Origin of the sequence: Castellaniella defragrans 65Phen (assembly GCF_000612685.1) — a bacterium.
GTDB classification, from domain to species: Bacteria; Pseudomonadota; Gammaproteobacteria; order Burkholderiales; family Burkholderiaceae_B; genus Castellaniella; species Castellaniella defragrans.
The window spans coordinates 2171846-2189107 of sequence record NZ_HG916765.1 but is presented as its reverse complement, the minus strand read 5'-3'; the positions used below and the strand labels follow the sequence as shown (position 1 = coordinate 2189107).

15 protein-coding genes are annotated in these 17262 nt (G+C 67.4%); 9 read left to right on the top strand and 6 right to left on the bottom strand.

All coding sequences use genetic code 11. From position 1 onward, the window contains the following. Positions 1-160: 160 nt before the first annotated feature. From BN940_RS18535 to BN940_RS09765, 3 genes are all read left to right on the top strand, one after another. Entirely contained in the window at positions 161-1201 is a 1041-nt protein-coding gene (locus tag BN940_RS18535; protein ID WP_084330622.1) for a DNA-binding protein, read from the top strand. 135 nt (positions 1202-1336) lie between these two features. Then, complete coding sequence (locus BN940_RS09770) at positions 1337-2845, top strand: IS5 family transposase (protein WP_242404166.1); 1509 nt, start codon at positions 1337-1339, stop codon at positions 2843-2845. A 115-nt stretch (positions 2846-2960) separates the two neighbouring features. Next, positions 2961-4043: an IS630 family transposase gene (locus tag BN940_RS09765; RefSeq protein WP_043681547.1), complete on the top strand. Its 1083-nt coding sequence runs from the start codon at positions 2961-2963 to the stop codon at positions 4041-4043. A gap of 360 nt (positions 4044-4403) precedes the next feature. Here BN940_RS09765 and BN940_RS09760 read toward each other — a convergent pair whose 3' ends face one another. Further along, on the bottom strand, positions 4404-5792 hold the full coding sequence (locus BN940_RS09760; RefSeq protein ID WP_043682573.1) for an 8-oxoguanine deaminase: 1389 nt from the start codon (positions 5790-5792) through the stop codon (positions 4404-4406). 114 nt (positions 5793-5906) lie between these two features. Next, the gene (locus BN940_RS09755) at positions 5907-6815 is read right to left on the bottom strand and encodes a LysR family transcriptional regulator (protein ID WP_043682571.1); all 909 of its coding nucleotides are present in this window, start codon (positions 6813-6815) and stop codon (positions 5907-5909) included. 151 nt (positions 6816-6966) lie between these two features. Between BN940_RS09755 and BN940_RS09750 the strand changes: the two genes are divergently transcribed. After that, positions 6967-7782 carry a motility protein A gene (locus BN940_RS09750; protein ID WP_043686722.1) on the top strand — a complete coding sequence of 272 codons (816 nt, stop codon included), beginning with the start codon at positions 6967-6969 and terminating at the stop codon, positions 7780-7782. Next, a complete protein-coding gene (locus BN940_RS17940; protein WP_052355762.1) occupies positions 7779-9158 on the top strand; it encodes an OmpA family protein in 1380 nt (459 codons plus the stop codon). Before BN940_RS09750 ends, BN940_RS17940 begins: the two co-directional genes overlap by 4 nt. A gap of 53 nt (positions 9159-9211) precedes the next feature. Here BN940_RS17940 and BN940_RS09730 read toward each other — a convergent pair whose 3' ends face one another. Both BN940_RS09730 and BN940_RS09725 read right to left on the bottom strand, forming a co-directional pair. Then, complete coding sequence (locus BN940_RS09730; protein WP_043682569.1) at positions 9212-9640, bottom strand: DUF411 domain-containing protein; 429 nt, start codon at positions 9638-9640, stop codon at positions 9212-9214. A gap of 132 nt (positions 9641-9772) precedes the next feature. Next, complete coding sequence (locus tag BN940_RS09725; protein ID WP_043682566.1) at positions 9773-10069, bottom strand: acylphosphatase; 297 nt, start codon at positions 10067-10069, stop codon at positions 9773-9775. 187 nt (positions 10070-10256) lie between these two features. On the opposite strand from BN940_RS09725, the gene BN940_RS09720 reads away from it, so the two are divergent. Further along, on the top strand, positions 10257-12125 hold the full coding sequence (locus BN940_RS09720) for a methyl-accepting chemotaxis protein (RefSeq protein ID WP_148304937.1): 1869 nt from the start codon (positions 10257-10259) through the stop codon (positions 12123-12125). A gap of 439 nt (positions 12126-12564) precedes the next feature. Beyond that, positions 12565-13824, top strand: a complete 1260-nt coding sequence (locus tag BN940_RS09715; protein WP_043682560.1) for an NAD(P)/FAD-dependent oxidoreductase — start codon at positions 12565-12567, stop codon at positions 13822-13824. An 80-nt stretch (positions 13825-13904) separates the two neighbouring features. On the opposite strand, the gene BN940_RS09710 is transcribed toward BN940_RS09715, so the two are convergent. Both BN940_RS09710 and arsC read right to left on the bottom strand, forming a co-directional pair. Beyond that, a complete protein-coding gene (locus BN940_RS09710; RefSeq protein WP_158386267.1) occupies positions 13905-14687 on the bottom strand; it encodes a bestrophin-like domain in 783 nt (260 codons plus the stop codon). 83 nt (positions 14688-14770) lie between these two features. After that, positions 14771-15115 carry an arsenate reductase (glutaredoxin) gene (gene arsC, locus BN940_RS09705; RefSeq protein WP_043682554.1) on the bottom strand — a complete coding sequence of 115 codons (345 nt, stop codon included), beginning with the start codon at positions 15113-15115 and terminating at the stop codon, positions 14771-14773. A gap of 123 nt (positions 15116-15238) precedes the next feature. On the opposite strand from arsC, the gene BN940_RS09700 reads away from it, so the two are divergent. Further along, positions 15239-16075 (top strand): RsiV family protein, encoded by an 837-nt coding sequence (locus tag BN940_RS09700; RefSeq protein ID WP_242404165.1) that lies wholly within the window; start codon positions 15239-15241, stop codon positions 16073-16075. 166 nt (positions 16076-16241) lie between these two features. After that, complete coding sequence (locus BN940_RS09695) at positions 16242-17252, top strand: sulfate ABC transporter substrate-binding protein (protein WP_043682551.1); 1011 nt, start codon at positions 16242-16244, stop codon at positions 17250-17252. Positions 17253-17262: the final 10 nt, after the last annotated feature.

The window sequence follows — 17262 nt, the reverse complement described above, 5'->3', positions numbered from 1 at the left end:
GAATTTCTCTAGTGGGTTTATAGACTGTATTGTAAAATATGTATGTTGTATTTTATATTACAGAAATTATGAATAAGCTCGGATAACTTTTAATTATCCGACCTAATCTATTGGAAACCCACGACCGCGGCAAGCACAGAATGCGCAAGAGGATAGAACTATGGCAACCGGCGTAAAAGAAGCGGATGTATGGGCTGCGGCTGATGCCTTGCTGCATGCTGGCGAGCAACCGACCATTGAGAAAGTGCGCCTGCACCTGGGGCGTGGTTCGCCCAACACCGTGGGCCCCCATCTGAAGAACTGGTTTCGAGGCTTGGGCGAGCGTTTGCTGGCCGGGCAGGGTGGGGCGAGCGATATCCCGCAAGCCGTTACGCATGCTGTGTCTCAAGTATGGGAGGCAGCATTGGTGACGGCACGGGGCGAATGTACGGCTGAGACCGCCTCGGAGCGTGAAGAACTTGCCAATGCTCAGGCAGCGCTCGAAGTAGATCGCGCGTCACATGAGCAGGAAAGAGACCGGCTGCGCGTTCGGGAATCTGACTTGGAGGCTGCCACCAAATCTGCCCAGGACCAAGCCGCCGCTGCAGAAACCCGCTTGCAGGCTACTGAGCGGCAGATGCGCGAAAGCGCCCATGAGCTCAAGGAGGCCCACAGCCAACTGGCCGAGTCGCGGGATCAGGTAACGGCGCTACAGCAGGCATTACAAGCGGCGCACACCACCAACCAGGAATCATTGATGGCCGCCGAGGCGCGGCACACCGCTCACGAGCGGCGCTGGCTGGGAGAAATCGACGAGCATCGCCAAGCGCTGAAAAGGGCGCAAGAGGAGTTGGTGCAGCTGCGGAAAGCAGCTGGCGCCACCGCTACCCAGCATCGACACGAACTTGACCAAGCCCTCACAGCGTCCAGCGGACAGATCCAGCGTGCCATGAAAGCCGAAACCGAAATACAAGCGCTGAAAGCACAGTTGGAGGCGGGCGCCCAAGCTGCGCGTGCAGCTGAGACCAGATGGGAAAGCGCGTCCACACAGCTGACAGTGCAGATCAACACGTTGCGTCATCAGCTACAGACCAAAGACCGTCAGATGGAACTGCTGATGCAGGGAAAGGCGCGCCGGACACGTCGTTCCGTGCACAAAGGGGACAGAAAAGTCGTACCTCCCTTATCAAAGCGGGGTACCTCAGTAAAGCCAACTCTCTAGTGTTGTGTTTCATTAATTTGTCGTCCCTGAACAATTACCAAACCCGCATGAACACTGGTTTTCCGGGTGATTTCCGATGGCCAGAACTCCCAGTTTGCGATCCAATAGAGGCTATTTTCTGGGAGTTTCATCCTCATGTTTGCCTGCCCCGCCACCGACGATTTCTTCCGTTCCCGCATCGACCAGATGATCGATCTGCGCCATCCGCTGGCGGTGCTGGCCTCACGCATGCCGTGGCAGGAGATCGAGGCCGGCGTGGCGCATCGGTTCGTGCGCAAGGCGCATGCGGATCAAGCCATGCCTGACCTGGACCTGTTTGGCGAGAAGCCGCCGCGCAAGAGTTCGGCGAGCAAGGCCGGACGCCCTCGCGTTGCGCTGCGCGTGATGATCTCGCTGCTGTATCTGAAGCACGCTTTCAACGAGTCCGATGAAGGCGTCGTGGCCCGCTGGGCCGATACGCCGCGCTGGCAGTTCTTCAGTGGTCAGGCGTACTACGAGGATCGTGCGCCTTGCGATGCCACCACCCTGGTGAAGTTCCGCAAGCTGTTGGGCGAGGACGGCGTGGAGGAATTGCTGGCCCAGACGATCAACGTGGCGGTGGATCTGAAGCTGATCGAGCCGCAGGAACTGGGCCGGGTGATTGTGGATTCGACCGTCCAAGAGAAGGCCATTGCCCATCCCACGGATAGCCGGTTGTTGGAGGTGGCACGCACCAAACTGGTCGAGGCGGCCCAGGGTGCCGGTCTGTCGTTGAAGCAGACTTTTGCCAAGGAAGGGCCGGCGCTCAGCCTTCAGGCCGGGCGCTACGCCCACGCCCGTCAGTTCAAGCGCATGCGCCGGGTGATCCGCCGTCAGAGAACGATTGTGGGCCGATTGGCTCGTGAGATCGAACGCAAGGCCGGTACTCTCGCCCAGGCCGTGCAAGCCGCCCTGCAGGAGGTCGTGCGCAAGGCCCTTGACCTTGTGGCCCAGAGCGCACAGCGCAAGGCCCAGGCGGGTCAGCGCAAGTTGTACGCCTGGCATGCGCCGGAAGTCGATTGCATCAGCAAGGGTAAAGCGCGTCGGCCTTATGAGTTCGGGGTGAAGGTGGGCATTGCCAGCACTTTCAAGGGTAATCTGATCGTGGGTGCTCGGGCGTTTCACCGCAATCCTTATGACGGGCATACGTTGCATGAGCAGATGGAGCAGGCCGGCATCCTGATGCAGGATCGTGCGCCCACGCCGAGCACGGTGTTTGTAGACTTGGGGTACCGGGGCGTGGATGCAGACAACCCGGCACTGCGCATTGTGCATCGGGGCAAGCCCCGGCGGCTGACGCCGCAGGAACGGCGTCAACTCAAGCGACGCAGCGCCATCGAGCCGATCATCGGACACCTGAAAGCAGATCATCGTATGGGCCGCTGTCACCTGAAGGGGGAAACCGGGGACAAACTGCACGCCGTGCTGTGTGCGGCGGGCTACAACATCAAATGGCTGCTGCGCATGATCGCCCGCAAGGGCGTGTCCTTCCTATGGCAGATTTTTTTGCGCCTGCAAAAACGTGGTGCTTCCAGGCTGTTCCGGCTGGCAAGAGCAGACGGAGGACTCAGATATGGATCAAACCGCCGGCTGGGCGGATTGCAGACGCTGGCCTTGAGGGCGTAGGTGCGCTCGGCGGGTCATCCTACGCAGAAATGAATAAATCAGGGACGACTAATTTGTTTATTTATTCAATAGTTTGAAATAAAATGGTGGACGCTTCTTTCGATGAGTGTCCACCATGAGCAAGCCGGCGGCAGAATTTCACTTGTCTGACTCGGATCGCACCGAGCTGCGAGCATGGTTGCGTAAGACCACGCTTGACCAACGGCTGGCCCAGCGCGCCAGAATTCTGCTGGAGCTGGACGCCGCGATGCCGCCTGCCAAGGTGAGTGAACGCCTGGGATTGTCGGCACCTGTGGTGTTCAAGTGGCGCAATCGGTACGAGGAACAGGGGCTTGAGGGGTTGAGGGATCTCCCGCGTCCCGGGCAGCCCCGCAAGCTCAGTGAACAGAAGGTGCACGAGATCCTCACGCTCACCACACAGCGCGTCCCGGCCGAGGCCACGCATTGGAGCTTGCGGCTGATGGCTAAGCACACCGGGGCCTCCGTCTACCAGGTACGTCAGGTCTGGCAGGCGGCGGATCTGAAGCCGCATCGGCTGCAGACCTTCAAGATCAGCAATGACCCGCACTTCGCCGAGAAGGTCGTCGACGTGGTGGGCCTGTACATGGCCCCGCCCGAGAACGCCGTCGTGCTCTCGGTCGATGAGAAGACGCAGATTCAGGCGCTCGATCGCACGCAGCCCATGCTGCCGTTGCGCCCGGGGCAGGTCGAGCGGCGCACGCATGACTACAAGCGCCACGGCACAGCGAGTCTCTATGCGGCGTTCGACATTCTCACGGGCAACGTCATGGGGCGTATCACGGCACGCCACCGCGCAAAGGAGTTCCTCGACTTCATGCGCCAGATCGACAAGGCGACAGACCCCGCCCTGGACTTGCACGTCATCCTCGACAATAGTTCCACGCATAAAACGGCGGAAGTCAAAGCCTGGCTGGCCAAGCACCCCCGCGTGAAGTTGCACTTCACGCCCACGAGTGCCTCGTGGCTGAACGCCGTCGAGCGATGGTTCGCAAGCCTTGAGCGCCGAGCCTTGTATCGAGGCGCCTTTGGCAGCGTGCAGGAGTTGCGCGAGGCCATCCGCCAGTTTATCGATACCCATAATGCCTATAGCGCCAAGCCATTTCGTTGGACCAAGAGCGCCGAGGCCATCCTCGCGAAAGTCGCGCGTGCAAGAGCGGCCACAGCTGGGTATAAATAATCGTATTAATAAAACACCACACTAGTGCTCAACGCCCAGGGAACGGCACAAGGGAGGAGGCAGCTCTCCCTATTAAAATTTAGTTGAAAAATACCCATAGTTTTACTTGAATAGACGTCCAGGAAGACCCCAAGGCCAGGAAGCGTAATCGTTGACTTTACATAATATACATTATGCGAATTACTAGGATGGGACAGCGCCGTCCGGATCCTGACGGCCGGAGCTGTGGAGCAAGTCTTTCGAGCAAGTCTTTCGAGCAAGTCTTTCGGGCAAGTCTTTCGGGCGAAACCGTCGAGCCGGCCTGATCGGGTTCGGGCCGGCGGCATGCCCGGTGCGGAATGCGGCGCGGGATATGGCGGTTCAGCCGCCGCTCGCGCGCAGGAAGAGATCGTGCGCGAGCTGCCGGTGCCGGGCCAGCACGTTGGGCAGGTCGGCGGTCAGCAGATGGCCGTCGCGCACCACCACGCGCCCGTCGATGACGCTGGTGGCGACGTGGCCCGGCGTGCAGAAGACCAGCGCGGCCACCGGGTCGTGGCCGGCGCCGGCATAGCCGGCGGCCGTCATGTCGAAGGCCACGAAGTCGGCGGACATGCCGGGCGCCAGCGCGCCGATGTCGTCGCGGTTCAGCACGCGCGCCCCGCCCAGCGTGGCGATTTCCAGCGCTTCGCGCGCGCTCATCGCGGCCGGCCCGTGGCCGACCCGCTGCAGCAGCATGGCCTGGCGCGCCTCGCCCAGCAGATGGGCGCCGTCGTTCGACGCGCTGCCGTCCACGCCCAGGCCGACCGGCACGCCCGCGTCGCGCATCGCCCGCACCGGCGCGATGCCCGAGGCCAGGCGCATGTTCGAGCACGGGCAATGGGCGACGCCGGTGCCGGTGCGCGCGAACAGCGCGATTCCTTCGGGATCGAGCTTGACGCAGTGGGCGTGCCACACGTCGTGCCCCACCCAGCCGAGTTCCTCGGCGTACTGCGCCGGGGTGAGCCCGAATTGTTCCCGCGAATAGGCGACGTCGTTCTCGTTTTCGGCCAGGTGCGTGTGCAGCGACACGCCGTAGTGCCGCGCCATCCGCGCCGATTCGCGCATCAGCTCGCGCGAGACCGAGAACGGCGAGCACGGCGCCAGCGCGATGCGCAGCATCGAATGGCGGCGATCGTCGTGATATTTTTCGATGAGCCGCTGGCTGTCGCGCAGGATGGCCGCCTCTTCCTCGACCACCGCGTCCGGCGGCAGGCCGCCCTTGCTGCGGCCCACGCTCATCGAACCGCGCGCGGCGTGGAAGCGCATGCCCATTTCCTGTGCGGCGGCGATGGAATCATCCAGCGTCGCGCCGTTGGGATACAGGTACAGGTGATCGCTGGTGGTCGTGCAGCCCGACAGCATCAGTTCGGCCATCGCGGTGCGGGTGGACACGCGGATCATTTCCGGCGTCAGGTGCGACCAGAGCATGTACAGATTGCCCAGCCAGGAGAACAGCTCGGCGTCCTGCGCGGCCGGCACGGCGCGCGTCAGGGACTGGTACATGTGGTGATGGGTATTGACCAGGCCCGGCACGACCACGTGGCCGCGCATGTCGAGGCGCTGCGCGGCGCCGCTGTCGAGCGCCTGCCGGTAGGATTCCGGCAATTCGTTCGTGGGGCCCACCCATTTCACGGCCGGCCCTTCGGCCACCAGGGCGCCATCGGGGATTTCGCGCCGCTGCGCGTCCATGGTGACCAGGACGTCGGCGTGAAGGGCAATCAGGAACGGCATGGCGGGTCTCGCTGCGGAAGTCGGGATGGACGCCAGTCTAGGGTACTTCGATGACTTGATCCAAGATCAGAATTTAGCGATATCTGTCCACAAAAAGTGGACATCAGGCCCGGATCAGCCGATCTGCGGATAAAGCTGCGCCAGGGCCGACTCGATGCTCTGCGCCATCAGCTCCGCCGCCGCGTTGGGCTGGCGCCCGGCGCGCTCGATGAGCGCCAGGGGCTGCGGTCGCACGTTCCGGTCGCGCAGCGGGATGAACATCAAGGTCTGGCGCGCCCGCTCTTCCATCACGTCCAGGGGATTGAGCAAGGCGATGCCGTCGCCCTGCATCACCAGCCGCTGGATCAGGGCCATCGACGTCGATTCGGCCGCGGGCGCGACTTCGATGGTGTTGCGGGCGAACGCATCGTCCAGGAGGGAGCGGATCGACAGCGGCGCAGCCGGCAGGATCAGCGGATATCCCGCGCATTCGCTCAGCAGGACCGAGGCGCGTTCCGCCAGGGGATGCCCGGGCGGCACGACGACGCCGATGCGCCAGTCGCTCGCCGCCCGCACGCGCAGGGACGGCGCATCGGCCAGGTCGTAGCCCAGGCCCAGGTCGGCGTCGCCCCGCTCCACGGCGGCGGTGATCTCCGTGATCGGCAGGTCCAGGATCCGGACGGTGATGCCGGGGAACCGCTGCCGGAACGCATGCGCCAGGGAAGGCATCAGGGCATCGGCCAGGCCCGCCGTGACCGCGATGGACACCTGGCCGCGGCGCACGCCCTTGAATTCCTCGATCCGTTCGCGCAGGATGTCGTATTCGCGCAGCGTCCGGCGCACGTGCGCCAGCACCATCTCGCCCAGCGGCGTCAGGCGCAGGCGCTTGTGGATGCGGTCGAACAGCGGCGCGCCCAGCTCGCTTTCCAGTTCCAGGATCTGCCGGTTCACCGCGGTGGGCGCGATGTGCAGGTATTCCGCCGCCTTCCGGATCGATCCGCGGCGGACCACTTCGTCGAGATAGCGCAGGACCCTGGCATGCATGATGGGGGAAAACTCCGGTGGCGCGCGCCCGGGCGGGCTCCGGGCGCACAGGTGGGGATGGCCGCATTGTAGCGGTGCGCCTCCCCTTCCCCGCCGTCCGGCGGCGCCGCCTTCAGGTAAGATGGCCCTGTTTTTTCATTCGCGCACCGGCATGAATCCGTCCACCCTGATCGGCATCGTCGCCAGCATCCTGCTGCTGGCCATCGTCCTGTTCCTGTCCGCCGAGGACCCGGGCCTGTTCGTCGACTGGCCGGGCCTGGGCATCGTGCTGATCGGGACGGCGGCGGCCACCTTCATCGCCTATCCCCTGCGCGAGGTCATGCGCATCTTCGGGCTGATCCGCAGCGTCGTCCACCGCGAACGCCTGGACGTGGACAAGGACCTGGAAGACCTGGTCGAAATCGCCCGCATCTGGATGCAGAGCGACATCCATGCCGTCGAGCAGGCGCTGCAGCGGGTGTCCAGCCCCTTCCTGCGCAACGGCGTGCAGTTCGTGATCGACAACGTGCCGGAACAGGACATCCTCGACCTGCTGCAGTGGCGCATCGCGCGGATGAAGGCCAAGGAGCACGCCGAGGCCCAGCTGTTCCGCGTCATGGCGGGGTTCGCGCCGGCCTTCGGCATGCTGGGCACCCTGGTGGGCCTGGTCAACCTGCTGTTCCTGCTGGGCGACGGCGACATCACCGCCATCGGCCGGCAGATGGCCCTGGCCCTGATGACGACCTTCTACGGCGTGCTGCTGGCCAACCTGGTGTTCAAGCCCGTGGCGGTCAAGCTGGAGCGCCGCACGGAACAGCGCCTGATCCTCATGAACACCCTGATGCAGGGCATCGCCATGATGAGCCAGAAGCGCAGCCCGGCCCTGATGCGGGAAACGCTGAAGGCCTTCATCGCGGAAATCCGCGATGAGATCCGCGACCTGGAGCCGGCCGCCGCCCTTCGGAACAAGGAGCCGGAGCCGTCATGAGGCGCGTGCCAGGCGAACCGAGCCCGGCCGAGGCCATCGCCCAGCGCATGCGGGGCCTGGAGGCCGAATTGCGGGAAGCCCGGCAGGCGCTGCGGCGCAACCGCAAGCGCTCGGACCCGTCCGCGCGCTGGAGCCTGGAGCCGCAGGCCGCCGAGGCCTCCCAGGACGAGCTCTGGTTCATCACCTACCTGGACATGATGACCCTGATGCTGGTCGCCATGATCGTGATGCTGGCGTTTTCGGGTTCCATCGGCAAGCGCGCCCCCGCGCCGGGCGCCACCATCCAGGCAGCTTCGCCGGCCGCGTCCTCGCCGCCGGCCGCTTCCGTGGCGCTGGCGCCGATTCCCGCGCCGGACGAGGCATTCCCCTACCCGGCCGCGCCGGCCGCCGAACTTCTGTTCGCCCCGCCGCCCCCGGCCGAGCCCGAGCGCTCGCCCCTGTTCGGGACTTTCCCGGATATCGACACGGGAGTCGCCGGCACCGGCGTGGCGGCCGCACCGGCACCCGCACCCGCAGTGGAAGCGCCCGCCGTCCGGCCCGGCCCGCAGGCGGATTCCGCAGCCGCCCCGGCCCCCGCCTCGGAGCCCGGGGCCGAACCCGGCTCCGCGCCGGGCCCCCGGCCGCACGCCGACTTCGTCGGCCCGCCGGCGCCGCCCGCGCCGGTTTCGCAGGATGCCGCGCCCGCAGCCCCGGCCGCCGGCACCGGCACCGGAGAACCGGATGCCGCCGCTGCGGCGCCCTCGGCGCCGGCCGCCCCGGCGGCTCCGGCCCCATCCGGCCCGCAGGCCGCCCCGGCGGCTCCGCCCTCCCCGGCGCCCGCCCGCGAGAACGGGGATCGCGCGGCGCCCGCGCAAGAGCCCGAGCCCGCGGAATCGTCCGAAGGCGCCGCTCTGGCGGCCTCCCTGCCGCTGGGCGAACTGGGCCATGACGTCGAAGTGATCGTCAACCGGCGCTCCATCAGCTTCCGCATCAACAGCGAGATCCTGTTCGACACGGGCCAGGCGGATCTCAGCCGCGCCGGCCTGTCGGTGCTGCAGCGCATGGCCAAGGTGCTGTCGGACGCCGGCTACGACATCACGGTCGAGGGCCATACGGATTCGGTGCCGGTGCGCAGCAACGCCCGCTATCCGTCCAATTGGGAACTGTCCAGCGCCCGGGCCGGCAGCGTGGTGCGCTATCTGCAGGCCAACGGCATCGCCAAGGGGCACCTGAAGGCGGTGGGCTACGCGGATGCCCGGCCGATCGCCGACAACCGCTCGGCCGACGGGCGCGCGCGCAACCGCCGGGTGGAACTGGTGGTGGAAAGGCCGCACGAGGACCGCAGCGAAGCCGGGCCCGCCGGCACGCATCCCGCACCCGGAACGGCCACGCGCTGAGGCAAGGCCCTGGCCCGGCGGCCCTGGGCCGCCGGCGCGCGGGCGCGGCGCGTTCAATCGCGCGAGAACGGCCTGCCGTCGAAGTCCAGCGTGACCAGATTGCCGTCCATGGGTCCCATGCCGGGCGAATTCAGCGGCATGCCGGGCGCCGCGGCGCCGCGCGTGTCCTTCGAGGCCAGCAGCTTGCGCACGGCCGAGGCCGGCACGTGGCCCTCGACCACCTGGCCGCTCGATTCCAGCCGCGCCGTGTGGCAGGACGCCAGCTCCATCGGCACGCCCAGGCGGGCCTTGATCGCCGCCATGTCGCTCGAAGGCACTTCGCGCACGTCGAAGCCTTCGGCGCGCATGTGCTCGGCCCAGCCGTGGCAGCAGCCGCAGTTCGGATCCTGGTAGACGGTGACCGCCTCGCCCGCCTGGGCGTGGACGGACAGGGAGGCCCCCAGGGCGGCGGCCAGCAGGCCGAAGGCGAAGAATCGTTGCATGCGTACCTCGGGATATTCGGAAGATGAACCGGCTCTGGACATGAGCCTGGCAGGTCGGGTCCGCCGGCATCGGCGGGCATGGGTTGGAGCGTGAAAAACCCGTTTGGTTCAGTCGCGCCCGATCGCGCCGGCTCAGATCTGCTCGAAGCGATCGTAGTGGCGTTCCGTCGGGGTTTCGGTGTGCGTCACGCCGGTCACCCGGGCCGCGGGCGGCCCCTGGAGCAGCCAGGAAAGCATGCGGTCGATGGCGGCGTGCTCGCCCTGGATCAGGGCTTCCACCCGGCCGTCGGGCAGATTGCGCACCCAGCCGCCGAGCTTGAGCTGGTGCGCCTGGCGGACGGTGGCGGCGCGGAAGCCGACGCCCTGGACGCGGCCTTCGACGAGGACCGTCAGGGTTTCGAGCTGGTGTTGGTCAGGTAAGGATTTCATACGATCGCGAGTCGGAAAGCAATCGGGGTTTCAGCCAAGACGCAAGGCAACGCTTGAGCATTAAACTGTAACCGAAACACGCCGAAAAGGTCTTTCGCCGGATGTTTCCGGAAAGACGCGCCGCCTTTCCGCGCTCTTTCCGCGCTCTTTTTTCCGACCGGCCGCACGCCGGCATCGATTCTTTCACTTGGACTCCGATCCCATGGGCATCCGCTCCTTATCCATCCGGGCCAAGCTGGTCCTGGCTTCCGCGGCCACCGTCGCCGTCGCCATGGGCCTGCTCGCCGCCGCCAATCTGTATTCCGCCCAGACCGCCGTCAGGGACCTCGTCTCGGCGCAGACGGAAAGCCTGATCAACAGCAATGCCCGCGAAATCGAAAGCTGGGCGCGCAGCAAGGTCGCGATCCTGGCATCAGTGCAGCCGGTGGCGCTGACGGACGCGCCCGAGCCCTTCCTGCTGCAGGCGCTGCATTCCGGGCATTTCATGGCCACCTACATCGGCTCCGCGGACAAGAAGATGAAGTTCGGCCAGGTGCTCAAGCTGCCGGACGGCTACGATCCCACCAGCCGGCCCTGGTACACGCTGGCGGCGCAGGCCGGCAAGCCGGTCCTGACCTCGCCCTACCTGGACGCGGCCACCAACGGCCTGGTGGTCAGCGTGTCGGTGCCCGTGCAGGAAAACGGCAAGACCCGTGCCGTCATCGCGGCCGACATCGGCCTGGACGACATCGTCGCCAGCACGCGCGCGCTGCGCCCCACCGAGCACAGCTTCGCCTATCTGGTTTCCGGCGACGGCAAGATCATCGCCCACCCCGACGCGCAGCTGTCGCTCAAGCCGGCGACCGAGGTCTTCGCCGGCTACGACATCCCCCGGCTCCAGCGCCTGGCGGACCAGCCCGGCGAGCTCGCGGAAGCCGAAAACGCCGCCGGCCGGTACTGGCTGAGCGCCCACCGCATCCAGGGCACCGACTGGATGCTGGCGATCGCCCTGGACCAGGGCGACATCCTGGCGGGGGTGCGCCAGATGCGCCTGCAGGCCATCCTCACCGGCATCGTCATGATCGCGCTGGCGGCGCTGGCCCTGGCGCTCCTCACCCGCGCCCTGCTGCGCCGCCTGGGCATGCTGAAGGACGCCCTGCAGAACATCGCCTCCGGCGAGGGCGACCTGACCCGGCGCCTGGACCAGTCGGGCCACGACGAACTGGCCCAGGTCGGGGCCTCGTTCAACCAGTTCGTCGACAAGATCGCCGGCACGCTGCGCAGCATCCGCCAGACCACGGATTCCGTGCACCTGGCCTCGGACGAGATCGCCGCCGGCAACACGGACCTGGCGCGCCGCACCGAAGGCGCCGCCGCCAGCCTGCAGGAAACCTCCAGCTCCATGGAAGAGCTGTCCAGCACCGTCAAGCAGACCGCCGATTCGGGCAATGCCGCCGTGCAGCTGGCCGAAAGCGCGCGCGCCGCCGCGCGCGAGGGCGGCGAACTGATGCACCGCGTGGTCGAGACCATGCAGGGCATGAACGAAAATGCGTCCCGCATCGGCGACATCATCGGCGTGATCGACTCCATCGCCTTCCAGACCAACATCCTGGCGCTCAACGCCGCGGTCGAGGCCGCCCGCGCGGGCGAGCACGGCGCCGGCTTCGCCGTGGTGGCCTCCGAAGTCCGTTCGCTCGCCCAGCGCAGCGCCCAGTCGGCGCGCGAGATCAAGGCCCTGATCGACACCAACGTGTCCCAGGTCGCGCATGGCGGCGAGCAGGTCCGCCAGGCGGGCGCCGCCATGGACAAGATCGTGTCCGAGGTCCAGCGCGTCACGGACATCATCAGCGAGATCAAGGTCGCCACCAGCGAGCAGAGCCTGGGCATCAGCCAGATCGAGATCGCCGTGCAGCAGCTCGACGGCATGACGCAGCAGAACGCCGCGCTGGTCCAGGAATCGGCCGCCGCCGCCGACAGCCTGCGCGACCAGGCGCGGATCCTGGCCCAGGCGGTGGCCGGCTTCAAGCTCGATCCGTCGGCGGACGGGCCCGCCGCCCTGCCCGCTCCGCACGCCTGAGCGCGCGCCGGCGGGCCGCGGCCGCGGGCGGGCCTTTCCATCGGGAGGCTCGCCCGTGTTCCACATTGCCTCACGCCCGCCACCCGCCGCCCGCCGCCCGCGGCGGCGCGCGTCGCGGTTCGCCCGCGCGCCCTCGAACTGCCTCCTGTCCCGTCCCGGCTTTGCCCGGGTCTGGTCCCGATCCCGGCTCGATCCCCCGTCCTCGGCCGAATACCCATGAGCATCATCGGGTTTCCTGCTGCGACGGTCATAAAGACATAGCCCATCGGTCGTTCTCCCCCGGAGGGCCGGCTCCTAGAATGGTCGCATCGTGCCGCCGGGCCGCTCCAAGGCAGAAAGCGCTCCCTCCGGGGGGCCGCAAGCCGAAGGCGCTGCGTGGGGGCCTATTTTGCCGTCGGGCGCCCCGCCCCAGGCTCCATCCGACCCATTCGAGGCCCTCATGAGCAACGCATCCATCCGCAAACACACCGTGGTGATCGTCGGCGCCGGTACGGGCGGGACCACCGTCGCCGCCCAGCTCCGGCGCCAGGAGCCCGGCCTGGACATCGCCGTCATCGATCCGTCCAGCCACCACGACTACCAGCCCGCCTGGACCCTGGTGGGCGGCGGCGCCTACAAGGCCGAGGACACCCGCCGTTCCCTGCACGACTGCCTGCCCGACGGCGTGCGCCACATCGCGCAGCGCGTGACCGCCCTGCTGCCCGACGAGCGCCTGGTGGAACTGGCCGACGGCAGCCGCGTGGGCTACGACTACCTGGTGGTGGCCGCCGGCATCCAGATCAACTGGAACGCCATCGAAGGCCTGGCCGACGCCCTGGGCAAGAACGGCGTGACCAGCAACTACCGCTACGACCTCGCGCCCTACACCTGGGAGCTGGTGCGCCAGTTCCAGGGCGGCACGGCGATCTTCACCCAGCCGGCCGGCGCGGTGAAATGCCCGGGCGCCCCGCAGAAGGCCCTGTACCTGGCGGCCGACCATTTCCGCCGCCGCGGCGTGAAGGCCGACAGCCTGCAGTTCCGCTCGGCCGGCGCCACGGTCTTCGGCGTGCCCTTCTACGCCCAGGCGCTGGACAAGGTCATGGCCTCCTACGGCGCCCAACCGCACTACGGCCAGAACCTGGTCCAGGTGCGCGGCGCGGAAAAGATCGCCGTCTTCGAGTCGGTGGTGGACGGCGAGAAGGTGCGCGAGGAAGTCCACTACGACCTGCTGCACGTCGTGCCGCCGCAGAGCGCGCCCGATTTCATCCGCAGCAGCCCGCTGGCCGACGCCAACGGCTGGCTGGAGGTGGACAAGAACACGCTGCGCCACACGCGCTACCCCAACGTGTTCGGCCTGGGCGACTGCACGTCCACGCCCAACAGCAAGACGGCCGCCGCCATCAAGAGCCAGGCCCCGGTGCTGACGCTCAACCTGCTGAGCGTCCTGCGCGGCGCCGGCAACGTCGAAAGCTACGACGGCTACGCCGCCTGCCCGCTGACGACCTCGCGCGGCAAGGTCCTGCTGGCCGAATTCACCTACGGCGGCACGATCACGCCCAGCTTCCCCTTCGATCCGCGCATCCCGCGCCGCTTCTACTGGTGGCTCAAGCGCAGCTTCATGCCCTGGTTCTACTGGAACATCCTGCTGAAGGGCCGCGGCCTGCCGGTGACGCACCGCACGCGCAGCTTCCCGGCCGGCGTACCCTCGGTCCAGCCCTGAGGCATGCCCGCCGACGCGCCCCGGCCCGCTGCGCATGCGGCGGCCCGGGGCGTTTTCATTCATCCAGGGACTGGGCGCCCCTACCCTCGCACCAGCAGCACGGACAGCGAGGTCGGCTCGATGATGGTGGTGCCCGTGAAGGGCCGGTCGAACGAGGCGATCAGGTAGAGCGTGGCGCCGAAGCCCAGGGAAAACAGCGTCAGGGACAGGATCAGCGGCCTGCGCTGGGTCATGTGCAGTTCGCTCAGCACGCAGGCGGCGACGAACAGCAGCACCAGCACCGCGATCCATTTCGTCGGCATCACCCGGCTGTGCGAGACCAGCAGGCGCTGGTTGCGCGCTTTTTCGATGGCCATCGTATAGCGCCGCAATGCCTCGGCGGCGCGTTGCACGCCGAGCCCGTCGGTGCCGGCCTCGATCCGCACCGAGATGACCATCAGGGTCTCCAGCTGATCCTCGGCGATCTGGCTGGCCCGGCCCTCGCCCATCAGCGGCCATTCGTTCTCGACGACTTCGCGGATGTAATCGTCGAGCACGCCCGTGACCTGTTCGCGCAGATCGGCCGGCAGGAACTTGACGACGCGCATCGTATCGGCCACGGCGACGGCTTCCTTTTCCACCGCCGTGCGGCCCTTGGCGTCCTGCTGCCAGATGTCGGCCGCCACGAAGGTGATCACCATCCCGGTGGGCAGCAGGATGCCCGAGAGCATGGTGTTGACCATGTTGGGCCCGTGCGAGCCGGGCGGCCACAGGCGGCGCAGAGCATACATCAGCGCCAGGGCCGCGGCCGAGAGGCCGCCCACCAGCAGCACGCAGGAGACGAACATCGCCCATTCGGGCAGGTCATACATGAAGTCGAACACGGCGAGGCCCTCGCTGGGCGTCGGCGGGCATCGGCCCGCCGGGGTCATGATGAGCGGACGTCAGGAAAGGATGAAGACGCGGGTCAGAGGATTTCCTGGATCGTGTCGAAGGGCCGGCACAGGCGCGTGCCCTTGTCCGTGACGACGAAGGGCCGGTTCAGCAGGACGGGGTGCCGTTCGATGGCGTCGAGCAGCTGTTCGTCCGTCAGTGCCGGATCCGCCAGCCCCAGGGACTCGTAGGCCGGTTCCTTGGCGCGCAGGGCTTCGCGCACCGTCAGGCCCGCCGCCCGGATCAGCTCGCGCAGCGCGTCGCGCGGCGGCAGGTGGTGCAGGTATTCGACCACTTCGACGGGGCGCCCCGTGGCCTGGAGCGTTTCCAGCGCCTTGCGCGACGTGCTGCAGCGCGGGTTGTGGTAGATTCTGATCATGCGGATTCCCGGGGTGGAAAGCCCCCATTATCCACGATCCTCCCCGATCCGGCCGTCCGGAATCACCCGTGCGGCCCCCGATCCTCCACACCGCGCGCCACCCCGCCCACGATGCCCATGCCGATGCTGCCGATGCTTCCGCCGTCCGACACCCGTCCGCCGCTTTCCCCGCGCCCCGCCCTGCCGATCGCGGCGCTGGCATTGGCCCTGGCGCTGGCCGGCTGCGCCGGCGGGCCGCGGGACAACCTCAGCCTGGTGCCGGCCCGGCTGGACCAGCAGACGCGCCAGGACGGCCTGTTCACGCAGCCGGTGAAATGGTCGCGCGAACGGCCGGGCTGCCAGGGCGAATGTCCGAAGCTGACGGTCGATTCCCTGGCCTTCCCGGGGCATCCCCGCCTTACCGAGCTGGTCGACCACGCCCTGGCCGCGATGACCTGGGTCGATGCGCAAAGCGCCGCGCCCTACGACACCCTGGCCGGCTTCGAGGCCTACTACTGGAAGACCGCCGAATCCCGCGACGAGGTCCAGCTGACGGCGCGCACGCGCTACCGCAACGAGCGCCTCACCGTGGTCGAGCTGGACGCGGCCCAGTACCGCACCGGCATGGCCCACGGCATGACCGGATCGCAGTTGCTGAACTGGGACAATGCGGCGGAAAAGGCCCTGACGATCGACAACCTGCTGGCGCCGGGCGCCCGCCCGGCCTTCGACGCGGCGCTGCGCGCCGAGCATGCCCGCTGGCTGGACCAGCATGCCGACGCCATCGACAACCGGGACAATTTCGACCGCATGTGGCCCTTCGCGCCCAGCGACAACGTGGGGCTGACCGACCTGGGCGTGCTGGTCAAGTACCAGCCCTACGAGATCGCCCCCTACGCCTGGGGGCAGCCGGAACTGCTGATCCCCTACGAGCGCCTGCGGGGCGTCCTGCGGCCGCAGTTCCTGCCGCCGCGCACGTAGCCGCGCGCCGCCCGCGGGCCGCCGCGCCCGCATACGCCCGCATACGCATATAGCACCGCTGCATAATGCGCAGTGTTCATATCGTTGGACAAAACGATTCGTTCTGTCCGGGAAAGGAACGCTTTAACCTGATGCCTCGATCTCCCGCATCACGAGGCTCCTTTCCATGCGATCCCCCTTCCGCTTCCTGCTACCCCTGGCCGCCGCCCTGAGCCTGGCGGGCGCCGCGCACGCCGCCGACGTCACACTGCTGAACGTGTCCTACGATCCCACGCGGGAGCTGTACCAGGCCTACAACCAGGCCTTCGCCCGGTACTGGCAGGACAAGACCGGCGACCACGTCACGATCCGCCAGTCGCACGGCGGCTCGGGCAAGCAGGCGCGCTCGGTGATCGACGGCCTGCAGGCCGACGTGGTGACCCTGGCGCTGGCGCCGGACATCGACGCCATCGCCGAGCGCGGCGCGATCCGCAAGGACTGGCAGCGGCAGCTGCCGCTGAACAGCGCGCCCTACACCTCCACCATCGTCTTCCTGGTGCGCAAGGGCAACCCCAAGGGCATCCACGACTGGGACGACCTGATCAAGCCGGGCGTGCAGGTCATCGCCCCCAACCCCAAGACCTCCGGCGGCGCGCGCTGGAACTACCTGGCGGCCTGGGGCTACGCCCTGCGCCAGCCCGGCGGCGACGAGGCCAAGGCGCGCGAGTTCGTCGGCAAGCTCTACCGCCAGGTGCCAGTGCTGGATTCGGGCGCGCGGGGCTCCACCACGACCTTCGTCGAGCGCGGCATCGGCGACGTGCTGCTCGCCTGGGAAAACGAGGCCTTCCTCGCCATCGAGGAACTGGGCCCCGGCAAGGTGGACATCGTCGTGCCCTCGGTCAGCATTCTGGCCGAGCCGCCCGTGGCGGTGGTGGACAAGGTCGTCGACGCCCGCGGCACGCGCGACGTGGCGCGGGCCTACCTGGACTACCTGTACACCGAGGCCGGCCAGGAGATCGCGGCGAAGAACCACTACCGGCCCACGCTGAAGGCGGTCGCCGAGCGCCACGCGGGGCAGTTCCCGCACCTGTCGCTGTTCAGGATCACGGACGTGGCGCCGGACTGGACCGAGGCGCAGAAGACGCACTTCTCGGACGGCGGCGTGTTCGACCAGATCTATCAGCCGAACGCGCAATAAGGCGGCGGAG

Excerpts from the sequence above, each read along its gene's own strand:
- BN940_RS09695 (WP_043682551.1), top strand. The coding sequence starts at position 16,242 with ATGCGATCCCCCTTCCGCTTCCTGCTACCCCTGGCCGCCGCCCTGAGC.
- BN940_RS09750 (WP_043686722.1), top strand. The coding sequence starts at position 6,967 with ATGAATCCGTCCACCCTGATCGGCATCGTCGCCAGCATCCTGCTGCTG.
- BN940_RS17940 (WP_052355762.1), top strand. The coding sequence starts at position 7,779 with ATGAGGCGCGTGCCAGGCGAACCGAGCCCGGCCGAGGCCATCGCCCAG.
- BN940_RS09770 (WP_242404166.1), top strand. The coding sequence starts at position 1,337 with ATGTTTGCCTGCCCCGCCACCGACGATTTCTTCCGTTCCCGCATCGAC.
- BN940_RS09715 (WP_043682560.1), top strand. The coding sequence starts at position 12,565 with ATGAGCAACGCATCCATCCGCAAACACACCGTGGTGATCGTCGGCGCC.
- BN940_RS09755 (WP_043682571.1), bottom strand. The coding sequence starts at position 6,815 with ATGCATGCCAGGGTCCTGCGCTATCTCGACGAAGTGGTCCGCCGCGGA.
- BN940_RS09760 (WP_043682573.1), bottom strand. The coding sequence starts at position 5,792 with ATGCCGTTCCTGATTGCCCTTCACGCCGACGTCCTGGTCACCATGGAC.
- BN940_RS18535 (WP_084330622.1), top strand. The coding sequence starts at position 161 with ATGGCAACCGGCGTAAAAGAAGCGGATGTATGGGCTGCGGCTGATGCC.
- BN940_RS09730 (WP_043682569.1), bottom strand. The coding sequence starts at position 9,640 with ATGCAACGATTCTTCGCCTTCGGCCTGCTGGCCGCCGCCCTGGGGGCC.
- BN940_RS09700 (WP_242404165.1), top strand. The coding sequence starts at position 15,239 with ATGCTGCCGATGCTTCCGCCGTCCGACACCCGTCCGCCGCTTTCCCCG.
- arsC (WP_043682554.1), bottom strand. The coding sequence starts at position 15,115 with ATGATCAGAATCTACCACAACCCGCGCTGCAGCACGTCGCGCAAGGCG.
- BN940_RS09765 (WP_043681547.1), top strand. The coding sequence starts at position 2,961 with ATGAGCAAGCCGGCGGCAGAATTTCACTTGTCTGACTCGGATCGCACC.
- BN940_RS09725 (WP_043682566.1), bottom strand. The coding sequence starts at position 10,069 with ATGAAATCCTTACCTGACCAACACCAGCTCGAAACCCTGACGGTCCTC.